This is a genomic window from Curtobacterium sp. MCPF17_046, from assembly GCF_003224295.1.
GTDB lineage: Bacteria > Actinomycetota > Actinomycetes > Actinomycetales > Microbacteriaceae > Curtobacterium.
Window position 1 is genome coordinate 1 of the sequence record NZ_QKLB01000023.1, and the last position, 18033, is coordinate 18033.

The window sequence follows — 18033 nt, forward strand, 5'->3', positions numbered from 1 at the left end:
GACGTCGACGGGCGTGCCGTACAGGTCGCTGAGCACCTCGGCGCGGAGGACCTCGTCGGGAGCGCCGATCCGGAAGCGTCCGCCGGCGATGTAGAGCACCCGGTCGACGACGTCGAGGATGGGGTTGACGTCGTGGGTGACGAACAGCACCGCGGCGCCCTGCTGACGGCGCTGCCGGTCGATGAGCTCGGTGACACCGCGCTGGTGCCGGAGGTCGAGCGAGATGAGGGGCTCGTCGCACAGCAGGAGCGCGGGGTCGGCGGCGATCGCCTGGCCGACACGGGTGCGCTGCTGCTCGCCGCCGGACAGCTCGGCGACGGGTGCGTCGGCGAACTCGGTGGCACCGACCTCGTGGACGATCCGGTCGATGCGCTCGCGCTCGGCCTTCCGCTCGGGTCGGAGGCCCCAGCGGTGCCCGGTCACGCCCTGCGCGATCATGTCGCGGGCACGCAGGGGGGTGCCGGACTCCATGAGCCGCTGCTGCGGGATGTACCCGATCTTCCGGTGCCCACGGCGGACCGGTCGTCCGAGGAAGGCCATCGAGCCGCTCGTCAGACGCTGCTGGCCGAGCACGGTCCGGAGCAACGAGGTCTTGCCCGCACCGTTCGGCCCGAGGACCGCGACGAACTCACCCGGTGCCACGTGCAGGTCGAGGCCGTCCCAGAGCGCGCGGCTCCCGTACGACAGCCCGGCCTGGCGGAGCGCGAGCACAGCGGGACCGCCACTGCGCGCGGCAGTGGCGGTCCGGTTCGGCTCCTGGACCGTCGTCACTTCGTCAGTGCCGCCTGCACCGCGTCGATGTTCGCCTGCTGCCACGAGACGTAATCCTCCCCCTTCGGGAGCGTCTCCGTCACACCGACCACCGGGACACCGGCGTCCTCGGCGGCCTTCTGGACCTGTTCGGTCTCCGGGCTGGAGGTCTGCTCGTTGACGGCCAGGAGCTCCGCACCGCCGTCCGTGAAGAGCTTGAGCGTGTCGTTGAGCGCTGCCGGCGGGACGTCGTCGCCCTCCTCGATCGCCTCGGAGAAGTCGCCGGGGGTCACGTTGTCGAGGCCCATCGCGTCGAACAGGTAGCCCGGCACCGGCTCGGTGTAGGCGACCTTGTCCCCGTCGACCGTCCGCGCGATGTCGGCGGTCTGCGACTCGAGGTCCTGCAGCTTCTCGGTGAGTGCGTCGGCGTTCGTGGCGAACGTGCTCTTGTCCGCCCCGTCGAGGTCGCTGAGGCGCTTCGCGACCTCGTCGACGAGCTTCACCATGGCCGGGTAGCTGTAGAACACGTGCTCGTTGAACTCGTCGGAGCCGCCCGAGTCGAGCCCGGAGACGTCGACGGCGTTGATCATGTCGGCCTCCGTGTTCGACGACTTCGCGAGCGTCGTCATGAAGTCGTCGTAGCCGCCGCCGTTCTCGATGAGCAGGTCGGCCTTGGACACGGCGAGCTGCGTCTTCGCGCTCGACTCGAACGAGTGCGGGTCCTGGGACGGGTCCTCGAGGATGCTCGTCACGTCGACGTGGTCGCCGCCGATCGTCTCGACGATCGAGCCGTAGACGTTCGTCGAGGCGACGACGCGGATCGTGCCGTCGCTGCTGTCGTCGGAGGGCGTGGAGGAGGTGGCGCAGCCGGTCAGGGCGAGCGCGGCGGCGCCGACGACGAGCGGCAGGGCGAGGAGGCGGCGGGAGTGCATGGGGAGGACGCTAGCGCCAGGTGATAACGATTGTCAAAAGCGCGAGCACCGGGCAGTCCTCGGACCGACGGGAGGCCCGTCACCAGCTGGTGACGGGCCTCCCGGTGGGCGGTCCCGACGGCTACGGCTTGGTCGCCGCGTCGATCGAGTTCTCGGCGATCGTGTCCTCCTCGCGCCCCGGGGTGCGGAGGTTCCACTTCTTGATCACGAAGCTGAAGAGGAAGTAGTAGACGACCGCGTACGCCAGGCCGATCGGGATGAGCCAGATCGCCCCGTCCGCCTTGCCGAAGTTGAGCACGTAGTCGATCGCCCCCGCCGAGAACGAGAACCCGTCGTTGATGCCGAGGGCGTTCACCAGCGCGAGCGAGGTCCCGGTGAGCACCGCGTGGATGACGTAGAGCGGGAACGCCACGAACATGAAGGAGTACTCGAGCGGCTCGGTGATGCCGGTGACGAACGACGTCAGCGCGGCCGAGAGCATGATGCCGCCGACGAGCTTGCGGTTCTGCGGCTTGGCGTTCCGCCAGATCGCCAGGGCCCCGGCCGGGAGCGCGAACATCATGATCGGGAAGAAGCCGGTCTGGAAGATGCCCGCCGTCGGGTCGCCCGCGAGGAAGCGCGGGATGTCGCCGTGGACGATCGTGCCGTCGGCGCCGGTGAAGCTGCCGAGCTGGAACCACGGGAAGAAGTTGAGCAGCTGGTGCAGGCCGATCGGGATGAGCATGCGGTTGACGAACCCGAACACGCCACCACCGAGGACGGCGTTGTCCGCGACGGTCTGCCCGGCCCAGGTGAGCGCGATGTCGAAGTACCGGTAGAAGAACGACATGACCACGGCGATGACCAGTGCGGCGGCGGCGGTCAGGATCGGCACGAGACGACGGCCCGAGAAGAACCCGAGGAAGTCGGGCATCTTCGTCCGGTGGAAGCGCTGCCAGAGGACCGCGGAGACGAGGCCCATCACGATGCCGCCGAGGACACCGAAGTTGATGGTGGCCTGGTTGCCGTTCGCGTCCTCGACACCGGCGAGCACGATCGGCGACATGGCCGCGAACACCTGGTACATGACCATGTAGCCGACGACCGCGGCGAGTGCCGTCGTGCCGTCCGACTTCTTCGCCCAGCCGATCGCGATGCCGACCGCGAAGAGCAGCGGGAGCCAGGTGAAGACACCGTTGCCCGCCGCGGCGATGATCGTCGCGCCCTGCTCGAAGCCCGGGATGGCGCCGAGCATGTCGGACTGACCGAGGCGGAGGAGGATGCCGGCCGCGGGCATGACCGCGATCGGGAGGAGCAGACTGCGGCCGAGCCGCTGGGCGTTGGCGAAGAGCTTGCTCTGCTTCTTCGGCGTCTTCTTCTCCGGCACGTCCGTGGGGGCAGCGGTGCTCATCGGCGGTCCTCTCGTCATCGGGTGGAGCTGGTCGGGGTGAGTTGAGTCGTGTGGTCGGCGCAGGTACCCTCGGCAGTGTCGCCAGGTCCGGTCCTGTCCGGTCATGACCAGTTCGTAGTGTCGATGACCACGACGGTCGTGTCAACCTGTGAGCGAACCCGTAACGAGGAGGAAACAGATGGCCGACATCAAGGCAGCCGACATCATCGCCGCACTCGGCGGAACCGACAACATCGACGAGGTCGAGGGCTGCATCACCCGCCTCCGCGTCGAGGTCGAGGACGGCGACCTGGTCGACAAGGACGCCCTCAAGGCCGCCGGCGCCCAGGCCGTCGTCGGAGGCGGCACCGGCTGGCAGGTCATCGTCGGCCCGATCGCGGACAACCTCGCGCAGGACATCCAGGACGAACTGTGACGGTCGTCCGCACGCCGTTCGCCGGACCGGTCGTCGCACTCGCCGACGTGCCGGACCCGGTGTTCGCCGAGCAGCTCGTCGGCGCGGGTGTCGCGGTCGATCCCTCCGCCGTGACCGGCCCGGTCACCGCCGTCGCCCCGGTCGACGGGACCATCGTCAAGCTGCACCCGCACGCGTTCGCCCTGCAGGGTGCGGCCGGGACCGACGTCCTCGTGCACGTCGGCATCGACACGGTCAAGCTCAAGGGCAAGGGCTTCGAGCTGCTCGCCGCCGAGGGCGACACCGTCGCGGCCGGCGACCCCGTCGTGCGCTTCGTCCCGTCGGCGATCATCGCCGCGGGCTACTCCCCGGTCGTGCCGGTCGTCGTGCTCGGGTCCACGCCGGACTCGGTCCCGCAGGACACCGTCGGCAGCGACGTCGCCGCCGGGGACGGGCTGTTCGAGGTCTGACGGCCGGTCAGGCGATCGCCCGCGCGGCCGTCACCTCCATCTGCACCCGGTACCGGTCCGACCGGTACCAGCTGCGCGCGTGCTCGACCGGCCGGGTGCCCGAGTAGGACACCCGGTCGAACTCGAGCAGGGGCGCTCCGGTCCGTGTGCCCAGGAGCGTCGCGATCTCGTCCGCGGCCGGGTTCGCCGCGACCGTCTGCTGCGCCCGGTCGATCGGGTGCCCGTACACGTCGGCGGCGATCGAGTACACCGAGCCCGACAGGTCGTGGTCGAGCAGGCCGGGGAAGACCGCCGCGGCGAGCCAGGCGTCGTCGACGGAGACGGGCGCACCGTCCGCCATCCGCAGTCGCTTGAGGTGGTACGCGGCCTCGCCCTCGGCCAGCCGGAGCGCGGCGACCGTCGCGGCCGGCGGTACCCGCTCCTCGCGGACCAGCACCACCGTCGTCGGCACGTGCCCCATCGCCCGCATCTCCTCGGTGAACGAGGCGAGGTGCAGCGTCGACTGCATCGGACGGTGCGCGACGAAGGTGCCCTTGCCGCGGACGCGCTCGAGGTGCCCCTCGTTCACGAGCTGCCCGAGGGCCTCCCGGACCGTGATGCGGGAGACGCCGTACTCGGCGATGAGCTGGCGCTCCGAGGGGATCGCGGCACCGGGCGCCAGTCGCGTGTTGATGAGGTCGAGCAGGATCCGCCGCAGCTGCTGGTGCTTCGGTTCAGCACCCTCGGTGATGCGGCGGGACAAGCGGGCTCCTCGGGCTGCGGCGGTGGTCCTGTGCGGACATGACCAGTCCCTCCACAGTACCGTCCGACGCTGCACGGTCCAACGGAGCCCGGCCGGCGGCGGCACGGTCGACGAGAGGCACGGTCGACGAACGGCGCGGTCGACGAAGGGCACGGTCGGCAGAGGCGCCGTGCGGTCGGACGCGTGACCGCGGCACCGCGGCACCGCGGCACCGCGGCACCGCGGCACCGCTACGCGTTGGCGATGAGCCAGTCGAGCTGTTCCCGCGTCAGCTCGCGGTCGCTCCACGCCTGGCACTCCACGTCGTCCGACCCGGCGGCCGCCGACGGACCCTGCCACACCTGCGTCAGCCCGACGCGGGTCAGCACCCGAGCCGAGGCGGGGTTGTTCGTGAGCACCCTGCCCGTGACCGGGAGCTCGGGGCGCACGTCGCGCGCCGCGTCCACCGCAGCCCGTGCGAGCTCGGTCGCGTAGCCGTGCCCGTGGTGTTCCGGGGCGAGCCGGTACCCGAGGTTCCACACGCCGCCGGCGGTGCGGTCGACCCCGCCGAGCCCGATGAAGGCGCGGGAGTCCGCCGCACGCGCGACCCACGAGCCGAGCCCGTACCGCACCCGACCGCCGATCTTCCGCTGCACGAGGTCCTCGGTCTGGGCCCGGGAGGTGTGCCGTCCGGCGGGGAGGTGCGTCCAGGTGCGGGCGTCCGAGAAGAGCTCGTGCACCGCGTCGATGTCCGCGGGCGTCACGGGGGTGAGCACCAGGCGACCCGTCCGGATCTCCTGCTGCGGGACGAGCAGCTGGTGGACCATGGCTCGATCTTCCCCCGCGCCGCCGACAACGGCGAGGACGGCACACCGGGACCGCGCGACCCGGACCACGTCGACCGGTCCGGCCGGGACGGAGCGGGGTCGCGCTCCGGTGTCCGGGACGTCAGTCCAGCAGGAGCGCCGGCTCCTCGAGGACCGAGGCGACGTCGTGCACGAACCGCGAGGCCACGTCGCCGTCCACCACACGGTGGTCGAACGAGGCGCCGATCGTCGTCACCATGCGCGACCGCACGTCCCCGTCGACGACCCACGGCTTCGGCTTGATCGTGCCCATGGCGACGATGGCGACCTCGCCCGGGTTGAGGATGGGCGTACCGGTGTCCATGCCGAAGACCCCGATGTTCGTGATCGTGATCGTGCCGTCGGCCATCTGCGCGGGGCTCGTCTTGCCGTCACGCGCGGTCAGGGTCATCTCCTCGATCGCCTTGGCGAGCTCGAGGAGCGACATGTCCTGCGCGTCCTTGATGTTCGGCACGAGGAGCCCGCGCGGGGTGGCCGCGGCGAACCCGAGGTTCACGAAGTGGTGGACGATGATCTCGCGGTCGGTCCACGACGAGTTCACCGAGCGGTTGCGCCGGACGGCCCAGATCACGGCCTTCGCCATGACGAGCAGCGGGGACACCTTCACCCCGGCGAACGTCGGCGACTCCTTGAGGCGCTTGACGAACTCCATCGTGCGGGTCGCGTCGACGTCCACGAAGAGCGACACGTGCGGCGCGGTGAACGCCGAGGTCGTCATCGCGGTCGCGATGGCCTTGCGGACGCCCTTCACCGGGATGGTCTCCTGGCGGACACCGCCCCACTCCGGCGTCTCGATGTTGCGGAACACGCTGGCCTGCTTCGCGTGCCGGATCACGTCGTCCCGCGTGACCTCGCCGGCGAGCCCGGTGGGGACGACCGTCGTCAGGTCGACGTCCAGGTCCTTCGCGAGCTTCCGGATCGGCGGCTTCGCCATGACCTGCAGCGCCGAGCCGCTCGGCATCGTCGGGCGGGCGGGGCGCCGACCCTGCGCGGCGACGGCGTCGGCGGTCGTGGCCTCGCCGTCGTCGGTCACCAGGTCGAGGTCGGCCTCCCGACTGGAGGCCCGGCTCGCCTGCGCCGCGGCCGCTGCGGCCCGGCGGGCACCCGGCTTGCGGCGGGACGGTGCGGAGGTCGCGGACCCGTAGCCGACGAGGACGGCGCCGGAGCCCTCGTCCGTGCCGACCACGCCGGCGTCGACGGCGACCTGTGCGGGCGCAGCGGGGGCCGTCGGTGCGGCGGCGGAGGCCGGGGCAGCGGCGGGCGCGGGGACGGCGGCGGTCTGTGCCGGCGCAGCGGAGGCCGGCGCGGGAGCCGGTGCGGCCGGAGCGGGCGTCTGCGCGACGGTGGCTGCGTCGGCGACGGGTGCCGATCCTCCCGGCACGCCCGCGGCTCCGTCGGACTCGACGCGGATGATCGGCTTGCCGACCTCCACCGTGTCGCCCTCGGCGACGAGCAGCCCGGTCACGGTGCCGGAGAACGGCGACGGGAGCTCGACGAGCGACTTCGCGGTCTCGATCTCGACGAGCACCTGGTCCACGGCGATCTCGTCGCCGGGGGCGACGCGCCACTGGACGATCTCGGCCTCGGTCAGGCCCTCCCCCACGTCGGGCAGGGGGAATTCGGCGACGGCCACGTCGGCTCCTTCAGCAGGGTTCGTTCGTACGGGTGCGGTGCGGGTCAGTAGGCGAGGGCGCGGTCGACGGCCTCGAGGACGCGGTCGGCGTCCGGCAGGTGGAAGTGCTCGAGCTTGGACTGCGGGAACGGGACGTCGAACCCGGACACCCGCAGCGGCGGTGCCTGCAGCGTGTAGAACGCCCGCTCGGCGACGGTCGCGGCGATCTCGCTGCCGACGCTGATGAAGCCCGAGTCCTCCTGCGCGATGACCAGGCGACCGGTCTTGCGCACCGAGGCGAGCAACGGCTCCCAGTCGATCGGCGAGATCGAGCGGAGGTCGACGACCTCGCAGCTCGTGCCCTCGGCCTCGGCGATGTCGGCGGCCTGCATGAGCGTCGCGACCATCGCACCGTGACCGACGAGCGTGACCTCGGTGCCGGTGCGGGCGACGCGGGTCGTGTGCATCGGCACGTGGCCGTCGACGAGGTCGACCTGCCCCTTCGGCCAGTAGCGCGACTTCGGCTCGAAGAACACCACCGGGTCCTTCGACGCGATGGCCTCCTGGATCATCCAGTAGGCGTCGTTCGGGGTGCTCGGGCTCACGACGCGCAAGCCCGGGGTGTGCGCGAAGTACGCCTCCGGGCTCTCCTGGTGGTGCTCGATCGCGCCGATGTGACCGCCGTAGGGGATGCGGATGACGATCGGCAGCGACATGTGCGCCGGCAGGCGGTTCGCCATCTTCGCGAGCTGCGAGGTGATCTGGTTGAACGCCGGCCAGACGAAGCCGTCGAACTGGATCTCGATCACCGGACGGTAGCCGCGCAGGGCGAGTCCGATCGCGGTGCCGACGATGCCGGACTCCGCGAGCGGGGTGTCCCGCACACGGTCGGCGCCGAAACGGTCCTGCAGGCCCTCGGTGATGCGGAAGACGCCGCCGAGACGGCCGATGTCCTCGCCCATCAGCAGGACCTTGTCGTCCGCCTCCATCGCCTTCGCCAGGCCGGCGTTCAGCGCCTTGGCCATCGGGAGGGTCGGCGTCGGGTCCGCGGGGACCTCGCCGGCGCCCGGGTGCGCGCGCAGCGTGTAGTCGAAGAGCTGCTCGGTCGTGCTCATGCGTGGGCTCCTGCGTCCTGGCCGGCCTCGTAGTCCCGGAGCCATGCGCGCTGCTCGTCGATGCGCGGGTGCGGCTCCCGGTACACGTTGTCGAACATCGCTTCCATCGGCGGGTCCTGGAGGGCGTTCGTGCGGGTGCGCACGTCGACGGCGATCTGCTCGCCCTCGGCGTCGAACTCCGCGAACTGGGCGTCGGTGGCGCCACGGCTGCGGAGGTACGCCTCGGACCGGGTGATCGGGTCGCGGGCGACCCAGCCGGCGAGCTCGTCGTCGGCACGGTACCGGGTCGGGTCGTCCGAGCTCGTGTGCGCGCCGATGCGGTAGGTGTCCGCCTCGACGAACGCCGGGCCCTGCCCGGTCCGGGCGTGCTCGGTCGCGATGACGCTGGCCGCGTACGAGGCCAGCACGTCGTTGCCGTCCACACGGATGCTCGGGATGCCGAAGCCGCGCGGCCGGTCGACGAGCGGGGTCGGCGACTGCACCGACACCGGCACCGAGATGGCCCAGTGGTTGTTCTGCAGGAAGAAGACGACCGGGGCGGTGTGCGACGCGGCGAACACGTACGCCTCGTTCACGTCACCCTGGCTGGTCGCGCCGTCGCCGAAGTACACGATCGAGCACTCGTCGACCGTCGGGTCGCCCGTGCCGACGACGCCGTCGAGCGCCTGGCCCATCGCGTAGCCGGTGGCGTGCAGCGTCTGCGCGCCGATGACGAGCGTGTAGACGTGCGTGTTGCCGCGCTCGTCCGGGTCCCAGTTGCCGTGGGCCTGCCCGCGGAAGAGCGAGATGATCTCCATCGGGTCGACCCCGCGCTGCAGGACGACGGCGTGCTCGCGGTACGACGGGAAGACGTGGTCCTGCGGGCGGAGCGCGAACGCGGAACCGACCTGCGCCGCCTCCTGCCCGTGGCTCGGCGCCCAGAGCCCGAGCTGACCGGTGCGCTGCAGGTTCGCGGCGGCGTGGTCGAAGCGTCGGGTGAGCACCATCTGACGGTGCATGGCGAGGAGGGTCTCGTCGGGGAGGGCCTGTGCGACGGCGGCGAGTTCGGCGTTCTCGTCGGTCTCCACGAACCGGCCCTCGGGGTCGAGGAGCTGGACGGGGGTCGTCGCAGGAGCCGCGGCGCGGAACAACATGTCGGTCAGCGTACCGGCCGGTCCGAAGCCCCCGTTGTGAGACGTCCCACAACGGCACCCGTGGTTTCGAGGAGCTTTGCGACAGCCTCGTGCTCGCCGATCGAGACACGGATGCCCTCGGGCGCGAAGGCCCGGACGATGAGCCCGGCGTGCTCGAGGGCCTCGGCCACGACCGCCGTGTGCTCGCCCGTCGGCAGCCACACGAAGTTGCCCTGCGCCTCCGGCACGTCCCAGCCCTGCGCGAGCAGCCCCGCGCGGATCCGGTCCCGTCGATCGGCGAGCTCGGCGACCCGCTCGAGCAGCTCGCCCTCGCGCTCCAGACTGGCCAGCGCGGCCGCCTGACCCTGCGCCGTCACGGACAGCGGGATGGCGCACGCACGGACGGCGTCGAGGACGTATGCCGGTCCGAGTGCGTACCCGACCCGGAGGCCCGCGAGGCCGTACGCCTTGGAGAAGGTCCGGAGCACCACGAGGTTCGGGTACCGCTCGAGCAGCGCAGGACCGCGGACGGCGTCCACGTCGGTGACGAACTCGGCGTACGCCTCGTCGAGCACCACGAGCACCGAGGACGGCACCTGCGCCATGAACGACTCGAACTCCGCCCCGGTGACGATCGGTCCCGTGGGGTTGTTCGGGGTGCACACGAGCACCATGCGCGTCCGCTCGGTGACCGCCGCCGCCATCGCGTCGAGGTCGTGCCCGCCGTCGGGCCGGTTCGGCACCTGCACGCTCGTCGCGCCGGCGACCGTGACGACGCCCGGGTACGCCTCGAAGGAGCGCCAGGCGTAGACGACCTCGTCGCCGGGGCCGGAGGTGGCCTTCGCCAGCTCGTGCAGGATCGCGACGCTGCCGGGGGCGACGTGCACCTCGTCGACCGTGACGCCGAACCGGTTCGCGAGCACCGCCCGGACGGCGAGCGCGGTGGCGTCCGGGTAGCGGTTGTACGACGTCTGCGCCTGCACGGCCTCGACCACGCCGGGCAGCGGCGGGAAGGGGTTCTCGTTGCTCGAGAGCTTGAGGGCGTCCGGCGCGGCCTGGCGTCCCTGCTTGTAGGGCGGGAGGACCGCGATCTCGGGTCGGATGTGGACGGGCTGGTCGGTCACCGGGTCAGGCTAACGGGCACGACCGCGATGCTGCGTCCTCCGGGCGTCGGATGTGGACGGGCTGGTCGGTCACCGGGTCAGGCCAACGGGCAGGACCGCGATGCTGCGTCCTCCGGGCGTCGGATGTGGACGGGCTGGTCGGTCACCGGGTCAGGCCAACGGGCAGGACCGCGATGCTGCGTCCTCCGGGCGTCGGATGTGGACGGGCTGGTCGGTCACCGGGTCAGGCCAACGGGCAGGACCGGCATCATGGGTGCATGCGGTTCATCGTCCGGCTCGTCGTCAACGCCGTCGCCCTGTGGCTCACCACGCTCGTCGTCGCGGGGGTGTCCGTCGACGCCTTCGGGGACGCCGGCCCCGTCGAGACCGTCCTGACCTACCTGCTCGTCGCGTTCGTCTTCGGCATCGTGAACGCCGTCATCGGCACGCTCATCCGGATCGTGGCGTTCCCGCTCTACGTGCTGACGCTCGGGCTCATCTCGTTCGTCGTGAACGGCGTCCTGCTGCTCATCGTCGCGGGGGTGTCCACCGCGCTGGGCTTCGGCCTGTCGGTGGAGTCCTTCGGCTGGGGCATCGTCGGCGCCTTCGTGCTCGCGGTGTGCTCCTGGCTGGTCGGACTCGTCGCCCGCCCGGTGCTCGGCGGTCGCGGTCGCGCCTGACGGACGGGCGTCGCGTCCGCACCCCGGCTGCGCCATGATGTGCACATGACCATGGACGCCGGCGCCCCGTCGCCCTTCCGTGTCTCCTTCGTCTGCAGCGGCAACATCTGCCGGTCCCCCATGGCCGAGATCGTCTTCGCGCAGGTCGCCGCCGACGCGGGCATGGCGGACCGGTTCGTGGTCGTGTCCGCGGGCACCGGGGACTGGCACGTCGGCGAACCCGCCGACGAGCGCACGATCGCAGCGCTCGCGGCACGCGGATACGATGGCAGCAGGCATCGCGCCCGTCAGTTCGACCCGGACCGGTTCCCGGACCTCGACCTGGTGGTCGCACTCGACCGCTCCCACGAACGCATCCTGCGCTCGTGGGCCCCGACCATGGACGACGCCGCCAAGGTGACGCTCCTGTTGCGGTACGACGACGCCTGGCCCCAGCAGGCCGACGTGCCGGACCCGTACTACGCGGACCGACACGAGTTCGACCGGGTGCTCAGCACGGTCGAACGGGCCTGCCGGGCGCTCTTCCACCAGCTCGAGCCGGCAGTCCGCCAGGGAGCCCCATGACCCCCCTTCCCCCGCAGCCGATCAGCCCGCTCGACGGGCGCTACTACCCGATCGTGCACACGGTGGGCGAGCACCTGTCCGAGGCCGGTCTCAACCGTGCCCGGATCCGGGTCGAGGTCGAGTGGCTCGTGTTCCTCACCGACCACGCGATGTTCACCACCTCGCCGCTCTCGGTCGACGACAAGGCCGCCCTCCGCGCGATCGTCGACGACTTCGGGCAGGCCCAGATCGCGGAGCTCGCCGAGATCGAGGCGACGACCCGTCACGACGTCAAGGCGGTCGAGTACTTCGTCCGCCGTCGACTCAGCGACCTCGGCCTCGACGCCGTCGCCGAGCTCACCCACTTCGCGGCGACGAGCGAGGACGTCAACAACCTGTCGTACGCCCTCACCGTGCGCGACGCCGTCGAACACGTCTGGCTGCCGTCCGCCCGTGCGGTCGTGGAGCGCCTGCGCGAGATGGCCACGAGCCTCCGCGCCGTCCCGATGCTCTCGCACACGCACGGCCAGCCCGCGACGCCGACCACCCTCGGCAAGGAGATCGCGGTCGTGGTCTACCGGCTGGAGCGGATCCTGTCGCAGGTCGAGCGGGGCGAGTACCTCGGCAAGTTCTCCGGCGCGACCGGGACGTTCTCCGCGCACCTGGCCGCGGACCCCGAGGCCGACTGGCCCGCGCTGTCCCGGGAGTTCGTCGAGGGCCTCGGCCTGACGTGGAACCCGCTGACCACGCAGATCGAGTCGCACGACTGGCAGGCCGAGCTGTACGACCGGGTCCGCCACGCGAACCGGATCCTGCACAACCTGGCGACCGACGTGTGGACCTACATCTCGATGGGGTACTTCACGCAGATCCCGGTGGCCGGCGCCACGGGGTCGTCGACGATGCCGCACAAGATCAACCCGATCCGGTTCGAGAACGCCGAGGCGAACCTCGAGATCTCGTCGGCGCTGTTCTCGACGCTGTCCGAGACCCTCGTCACGAGCCGCCTGCAGCGTGACCTGACCGACTCGACCACGCAGCGGAACATCGGCGTCGCGTTCGGGCACTCGCTCCTGGCGCTCGACAACCTGCGCCGTGGGCTCGGCGAGATCGCGGTCAACGAGACCCGTCTGGCCGAGGACCTCGACGGCAACTGGGAGGTGCTCGCGGAGGCGATCCAGACCGTCATCCGCGCCGAGGTCACCGCCGGGCAGTCCGACATCGAGGACCCGTACGCGATGCTCAAGGAGCTCACGCGCGGCAAGCGGATCGGACGCGACGACCTGGTCGCATTCGTGAACGGCCTGGACATCTCGGACGGCGCGAAGGCCCGGCTGACGAACCTGACGCCGGCCGGCTACACGGGCCTGGCGGACGAGCTGGTCGACCACCTGGACGTCTGAGCCGCACAGCGTCGCGACGGCGGCGGGTCGCACCGGTGCGTCCCGCCGCCGTCGTCGTCTCCGCGGTCGGACGGGAGGCCCGGCACGGCAGTGCCGACCCGTCGCCTTCACGGGGCAGTGCTGACGCGCCCGCTCGCTCGACAGGATGGACCCCGACCCCGTGCTCCGCTCCCGCATCGCCGCAGCCGCCGGTCTCGGGGAACGTCTCCTCCGCCACAACAGCACGACCGCGCGGTCCCACCACCTCAGGTGGTGACGTCCGTCGCTCCGGCGACCAGGGCCTCCAGGACGACGCGCACCGCCGGTCGGACCGCTCGGTCCGGCCGCACGAGCGCCTCGATCCGCCGTCCGGCGCGCACGTCGGCGAGGGTGGCGAGGTGGAACCGTCCGGGTGCGCGCGTCCGTGAGGTGTACCGCGGGACGAGCGCGATGCCGTGTCCGGCTGCGACGAGGTTCTCGATGACCGGCAGGTGGATCGTGCGGAACGCGACCGACGGCGGTGCATCCGAGGCCGCGGCCATGGCGGTGAGCACGCGGTCGATCGGGTAGTCCTCCGGGACGCCGATCCAGGTCTCGCCGAGGACGTCCTCGATCCCCACGCGTTCCCGGCCCGCGAGGGGGTGGTCGAGCGGCAGGGCGACGTCGAGCGGTTCCCGGAGCAGCGCGACGGTCTCCACCGCGGGACGGTCGGCACGGCGCGCCCCGTCGGGCCGGTGACCGATGACGACGTCGTGGTCGGCGGTGAGCGGGGCGAACTCCCCCTCGCTGACGTCGACGTCGGAGAGTTCGAGGGCGATGCCCGGGTGCTCGCGCATCCGCGTCAGGAGCCCGGGCAGCAGCAGTTCCGCGGCCGAGGGGAACACCGCGAGGTCGACGGTCCCGGTGGCACCGGCGAGGTGTTCGGCCCAGGCGGACTCGACGGTGGCGAGGGCGGTGGCGACGCCGGTGGCCATCCCGGCCAGGACACGACCGTGCTCGGTGAGCCGCACCCCACGCCCGACGCGCTCCACGAGCGGCACCCCGGCCTGGCGCTGCAGCGTCCGGAGCTGCTGTGACACCGCACTCGGTGTCCGGTGCGTGGCGGCGGCGACCGCGGTCACGCTCCCGCGTTCGGCGAGCTCGCGGAGGACCGGCAACAGGGCGATGTCGAACCCGACCATGCAGGGACCCTACAACGATCCTGTCGGAACGTACGCTGGTGCTACTGCTTCAGGTGCGGGACGATCATCCGGTGCTGTTCCGCGATCGCATCCTCGCCCTCGTCGTCGCCGTCGCCTGGGGTCTGAACTTCCCGGCGACCGCGATCGCCCTCGAGCACTTCCCGCCGTTCCTGCTCGCCGCGGTGCGCTTCACACTGCTCGCCGTGCCGACCCTGCTGTTCGTGCCGCGGCCGCAGGTGCCGTTCCGGTGGATCCTCCTCGTCGGCTCGACGCTCGGCGTCGTGCAGTTCGCGTTCCTCTACCTGGGCATGTCGGCCGGGATGCCCTCGGGGCTGGCGTCGCTCGTCATCCAGGCCGCGGCGCCCTTCACCGTCGTGCTCGCCGGGGTCCTGCTCCGCGAACGCCTGACCACCCGGCAGGTCGTCGGCGTGAGCATCGCCGTCGCCGCGCTCGGCGTCATCGCGGTGCACCGGGCGCAGACGGCCGCGCTGCTCCCCGTCGTCCTCGTGCTCCTGGGGGCGATCGGGTGGGCGACGGGCAACGTGGCGACGCGCCGGACGGGACCGGTGAACCCGCTGCACCTGACGCTCTGGTGGGCGGTCGTCCCGCCGATCCCGATGGCCGTGCTGTCGTTCGTGGTCGAGGGTCCGGAACGGATCGGGCAGGCACTGGGCACCGCGTTCACGCTCGAGGCGCTGCCGGCCGACCTCGGCGTCCTGTACATCGTCGTCGCGGCGAGCCTGGTGGGCTACGGCATCTGGTCGCGGTTGATGGGGAAGTACCCGTCGAGCACGGTCGCGCCGTTCTCGATGCTCGTGCCGGTCGTCGGGGTGCTCGCGTCCTGGGCGGCCTTCGGCGAGGTGCCCGATGCGGTCGAGGCCGTGGCCGGGGCGGTCGTGGTCGCGGCGGTGCTGTGGTCCTCGCGCCCGCCGCGGACCGGCCTGGCCGTCGGGACGCCGCCGGGTGCTCGGGACGCCGCGGGGCCCGGCGGCGTCCCGAGGGCGTCCGGGCGTCCTGCGCAGACGGGGGCGTCCCGGCCCGACTCCGGCTCCGCGCCCGGCTCCGGGCCCGCCGCCCCGGTCAGCCCCGGTGCTGGCGTCGCTCCGTGATGATCCCGGCGAGCGCGCCGCGGAGGTGCGGGTACCGGAACTCGTAGCCGGCCTGCACGAGCCGGGTCGGCACCACCCACCGGCTCTTCAGCACGAGTTCGGTCTCGGTGCGGATCGCGAACGCCCCGAGCTCCAGCATCCACCGCCACGTCGGCAGTCCGAAGCGGCGCCCCACGGCGTCCCGGATCGTCGCCATCACCGTGCGGTTGTCGGACGGGTTCGGGCTCGTCACGTTCACCGGGCCGTCGAGGTCCTCGTGGTCGCGGACGAACCGGATCGCGCCGAGGACGTCCTCGATGTGCACCCAGCTGAAGCGCTGCCGACCGTGGGTGTGCCGGTCGTGGTGGTACGTCCCCGCGGCCAGGCGCGCCCTGGTGGGGAACCACGGCCCGTCGTACTGGGGTCCGCCCAGGCCGGCCTGCGCGAGGCGGAGCAGGGGGACGAGGGCGCTGCCGTCGCCGAACACGATCGCCATCCGGAGCGCCACGCGGCGGGTGCTCGGCAGGTCGGTGCGGAACAGGGCGTCCTCCCACGCGCGGGCGACACCGACGGAGAAGCCCTCGCCGAGCTCCCCGGTCTCCTCGTCCTGCGGGCGGTCGTCGGCGTGCCGGTAGATGGTCGCGGTGGACGCGTTCACCCACAGCGGCGGCGGGTGCTCGGCGGTCCGGATGGCCTCGGCCAGTTCGAGCGTGGTGTCGACCCGGGAGCGCAGGATCTCCGCACGGTTGCGGCGCCCGTACCGGCAGTCGACGCTCTTGCCCGCCATGTTCACCACGAGGTCGGCGCCGTCGACGAGCTCGCGGATCCGCAGGGTGTTCCCCCAGACGGCGTCGCCGGTGCGACCGACCGTGACGACCTCGTAGCCCTCGTCGCGGAACGCTTCCTGCAGGTACCGGCCGACGAACCCGCTCGCCCCCGCCACCACCACGCGTCGCTGCTGACCGCTCATGCTGTCCTCCTGCTCCCGGTCACTCGTCGGGTACGACGGCGTACCGGAACGCCCCCTCGTACCGGTACAGCGTGCCGAGCACCGGTGCGGAGAGCACCAGGGACACGCGCTGCACGTCGGCTTCGTCATCGAATCGTTCCGTGAGCTCGACCCGCGGTGCGACGCCGGCCGGAAGGCTCCACGCGCGTCCCAGCGCGCGCACCGACACGCGCGTGGAGACCAGGCGGAGCGCCCCGGCGTCGGGTCCGGTCGCCGGTACCTCCACCGTGAGCACCGCGCTCACCCGCCCGCGGGTGCCGAGGTGGTCGACGAGCCCCTCCGGCTCGGCGGTGATCGCGTCGACCATCGTCCGGTCTCCGGAGGCGAAGTGGAAGGTGCGGTGCGCACGCACCGCGGGACGCCCCTCCCGGCCGTCGGCCCGACCACGATCGGCGCGGGAGCTGCCGGACCGGTGGGCGTCGCGGCGGCCGGAGCCGGGTTCCTCGTCCGGCGCCGGGCCCCGGCCGACGCGGACCGGGCGGTTCTCGACGGTGAAGGGCACGTCGTGCTCCCAGACCGGGAACATCACCGCGTCCCGCGCGAAGACGGCGAGCACGAGCCACACCCAGCGGCGGGGCGTGCCGACGACGCGGAACGTGCCTGACCCGCGCCCGACGTACCCGGACGGGATCCGGCCGAAGTACGTGCGGAGACGCGGATGGAGCCGCGCGAGGACGTCGGCCGACGCGCTCAGCTCGTACGGCGATCCGCTCACGCTCCCGATCCTGGCACGCCATCGGACGGGGCTCCTACGATGGCGGTCATGGGACACGACCACGGCCACACGCACGGACACGCGTCCGAGCGTGCGCTGCTGATCGCGTTCTGCATCTCCGCCGGGATCCTGCTCGCCGAGGTCGTCGGCGCGGTCGTCACCGGCTCCCTCGCCCTGCTCGTCGACGCCGGGCACATGGTCGTCGACACCGGCGGACTGGGCATCGGCCTCGTCGCCACACGTCTGGCACGCCGGATCCCGACGGCCCGGCGCACGTGGGGGTACCAGCGGGCGGAGGTCCTCGGCGCGACCGCGCAGGCCGCGGTCCTGCTCGCGGTCGGCGTCTACGTGGTGATCTCCGCCGTGCAGCGGTTGTTCGTGCCCGAGGACATCGAGGCGGGGCCGCTGCTCGTCTTCGGGGTCGTCGGACTCGTCGGCAACCTCATCGCGTTCGCGGTGCTCGTGCGGGCGTCCGGCGAGGGCTTCACCTCGCGGGCGGCACGGCTCGAGGTCCTGAACGACACCCTCGGGTCCGTCGCCGTGATCCTGGCCGCGGTCGTGCTGTTCCTGACCGGCTGGCAACGAGCCGACTCGGTCGCGGCACTGCTCATCGGAGCGCTCATCCTGCCCCGGGCCGTGAAGCTCCTGCGCGAGACCGCCGACGTCCTGCTCGAGGCCACCCCGCGCGGACTCGACCTGGACGCGGTGCGCGGGCACATCCTCGAGCTCGACCACGTCATCGCGGTGCACGACCTGCACGCGACGCTCGTGTCGACCGGCGTCCCGAACCTCACCGCACACGTCGTGGTGGACGACCACTGCTTCACGACGGCGCACGCCCCCGCGATCCTCGACGAACTGCAGCAGTGCGTGGCGGAGCACTTCGACGTGCCGGTCGAGCACTCGACCTTCCAGCTCGAGCCGGCGTCACACCAGCGGCACGAGCACGAGGTGCACGCCTGATCCTCCC

Annotated in this window: 19 protein-coding genes; 7 read left to right on the plus strand and 12 right to left on the minus strand. The window is 72.0% G+C overall.

The window, feature by feature from the left end; genetic code table 11:
- The 3 genes from DEJ32_RS15140 to DEJ32_RS15150 form a co-directional block, all read right to left on the minus strand.
- The coding region (locus DEJ32_RS15140) for a metal ABC transporter ATP-binding protein (protein ID WP_110901883.1) at positions 1-771 on the minus strand (771 nt) is incomplete at its 3' end.
- Positions 768-1682 (minus strand): metal ABC transporter solute-binding protein, Zn/Mn family, encoded by a 915-nt coding sequence (locus DEJ32_RS15145; protein WP_110901884.1) that lies wholly within the window; start codon positions 1680-1682, stop codon positions 768-770. The genes DEJ32_RS15140 and DEJ32_RS15145, both read right to left, overlap by 4 nt.
- Positions 1683-1803: 121 nt before the next feature.
- On the minus strand, positions 1804-3072 hold the full coding sequence (locus DEJ32_RS15150) for a PTS transporter subunit EIIC (protein ID WP_110901885.1): 1269 nt from the start codon (positions 3070-3072) through the stop codon (positions 1804-1806).
- Between the two features lie 178 nt (positions 3073-3250).
- On the opposite strand from DEJ32_RS15150, the gene DEJ32_RS15155 reads away from it, so the two are divergent.
- Both DEJ32_RS15155 and DEJ32_RS15160 read left to right on the plus strand, forming a co-directional pair.
- Positions 3251-3487, plus strand: a complete 237-nt coding sequence (locus DEJ32_RS15155) for a glucose PTS transporter subunit EIIB (RefSeq protein ID WP_110823137.1) — start codon at positions 3251-3253, stop codon at positions 3485-3487.
- Positions 3484-3936 carry a PTS glucose transporter subunit IIA gene (locus DEJ32_RS15160; protein WP_110901886.1) on the plus strand — a complete coding sequence of 151 codons (453 nt, stop codon included), beginning with the start codon at positions 3484-3486 and terminating at the stop codon, positions 3934-3936. The genes DEJ32_RS15155 and DEJ32_RS15160 overlap by 4 nt, the downstream gene beginning before the upstream one ends.
- A 7-nt stretch (positions 3937-3943) precedes the next feature.
- Here DEJ32_RS15160 and DEJ32_RS15165 read toward each other — a convergent pair whose 3' ends face one another.
- From DEJ32_RS15165 to DEJ32_RS15190, 6 genes are all read right to left on the minus strand, one after another.
- On the minus strand, positions 3944-4678 hold the full coding sequence (locus DEJ32_RS15165; protein WP_110901887.1) for a GntR family transcriptional regulator: 735 nt from the start codon (positions 4676-4678) through the stop codon (positions 3944-3946).
- A 230-nt stretch (positions 4679-4908) separates the two neighbouring features.
- On the minus strand, positions 4909-5484 hold the full coding sequence (locus DEJ32_RS15170; RefSeq protein WP_110823131.1) for a GNAT family N-acetyltransferase: 576 nt from the start codon (positions 5482-5484) through the stop codon (positions 4909-4911).
- Positions 5485-5605: 121 nt separating this feature from the next.
- Complete coding sequence (locus tag DEJ32_RS15175; RefSeq protein ID WP_110901888.1) at positions 5606-7156, minus strand: dihydrolipoamide acetyltransferase family protein; 1551 nt, start codon at positions 7154-7156, stop codon at positions 5606-5608.
- Between the two features lie 44 nt (positions 7157-7200).
- The gene (locus DEJ32_RS15180) at positions 7201-8160 is read right to left on the minus strand and encodes an alpha-ketoacid dehydrogenase subunit beta (protein WP_110823934.1); all 960 of its coding nucleotides are present in this window, start codon (positions 8158-8160) and stop codon (positions 7201-7203) included.
- A gap of 86 nt (positions 8161-8246) precedes the next feature.
- The gene (locus DEJ32_RS15185; protein ID WP_110823127.1) at positions 8247-9383 is read right to left on the minus strand and encodes a thiamine pyrophosphate-dependent dehydrogenase E1 component subunit alpha; all 1137 of its coding nucleotides are present in this window, start codon (positions 9381-9383) and stop codon (positions 8247-8249) included.
- 5 nt (positions 9384-9388) lie between these two features.
- Positions 9389-10486 carry a histidinol-phosphate transaminase gene (locus DEJ32_RS15190; protein ID WP_110891411.1) on the minus strand — a complete coding sequence of 366 codons (1098 nt, stop codon included), beginning with the start codon at positions 10484-10486 and terminating at the stop codon, positions 9389-9391.
- A gap of 257 nt (positions 10487-10743) precedes the next feature.
- Here DEJ32_RS15190 and DEJ32_RS15195 point away from each other — a divergent pair, with 257 nt between their 5' ends.
- Genes DEJ32_RS15195 through purB form a run of 3 tightly spaced genes read left to right on the plus strand, consistent with a single transcriptional unit; the run spans position 10744 to position 13091 of the window.
- Positions 10744-11145 carry a phage holin family protein gene (locus tag DEJ32_RS15195; RefSeq protein ID WP_110901889.1) on the plus strand — a complete coding sequence of 134 codons (402 nt, stop codon included), beginning with the start codon at positions 10744-10746 and terminating at the stop codon, positions 11143-11145.
- 51 nt (positions 11146-11196) lie between these two features.
- Positions 11197-11709, plus strand: a complete 513-nt coding sequence (locus DEJ32_RS15200; RefSeq protein ID WP_110901908.1) for a low molecular weight protein-tyrosine-phosphatase — start codon at positions 11197-11199, stop codon at positions 11707-11709.
- Entirely contained in the window at positions 11706-13091 is a 1386-nt protein-coding gene (gene purB / locus DEJ32_RS15205) for an adenylosuccinate lyase (RefSeq protein WP_110901890.1), read from the plus strand. Before DEJ32_RS15200 ends, purB begins: the two co-directional genes overlap by 4 nt.
- Positions 13092-13336: 245 nt before the next feature.
- Here purB and DEJ32_RS15210 read toward each other — a convergent pair whose 3' ends face one another.
- Complete coding sequence (locus DEJ32_RS15210) at positions 13337-14251, minus strand: LysR family transcriptional regulator (protein ID WP_110901891.1); 915 nt, start codon at positions 14249-14251, stop codon at positions 13337-13339.
- 71 nt (positions 14252-14322) lie between these two features.
- On the opposite strand from DEJ32_RS15210, the gene DEJ32_RS15215 reads away from it, so the two are divergent.
- Complete coding sequence (locus tag DEJ32_RS15215) at positions 14323-15360, plus strand: EamA family transporter (protein WP_110901892.1); 1038 nt, start codon at positions 14323-14325, stop codon at positions 15358-15360.
- Here DEJ32_RS15215 and DEJ32_RS15220 read toward each other — a convergent pair.
- Both DEJ32_RS15220 and DEJ32_RS15225 read right to left on the minus strand, forming a co-directional pair.
- On the minus strand, positions 15332-16309 hold the full coding sequence (locus DEJ32_RS15220) for an epimerase (protein ID WP_110901893.1): 978 nt from the start codon (positions 16307-16309) through the stop codon (positions 15332-15334). The two genes, DEJ32_RS15215 and DEJ32_RS15220, sit on opposite strands and share 29 nt — an antisense overlap.
- A 19-nt stretch (positions 16310-16328) precedes the next feature.
- Complete coding sequence (locus DEJ32_RS15225; protein WP_181420707.1) at positions 16329-17063, minus strand: DUF4166 domain-containing protein; 735 nt, start codon at positions 17061-17063, stop codon at positions 16329-16331.
- A 48-nt stretch (positions 17064-17111) separates the two neighbouring features.
- Between DEJ32_RS15225 and DEJ32_RS15230 the strand changes: the two genes are divergently transcribed.
- On the plus strand, positions 17112-18026 hold the full coding sequence (locus DEJ32_RS15230) for a cation diffusion facilitator family transporter (RefSeq protein WP_110901894.1): 915 nt from the start codon (positions 17112-17114) through the stop codon (positions 18024-18026).
- Positions 18027-18033: the final 7 nt, after the last annotated feature.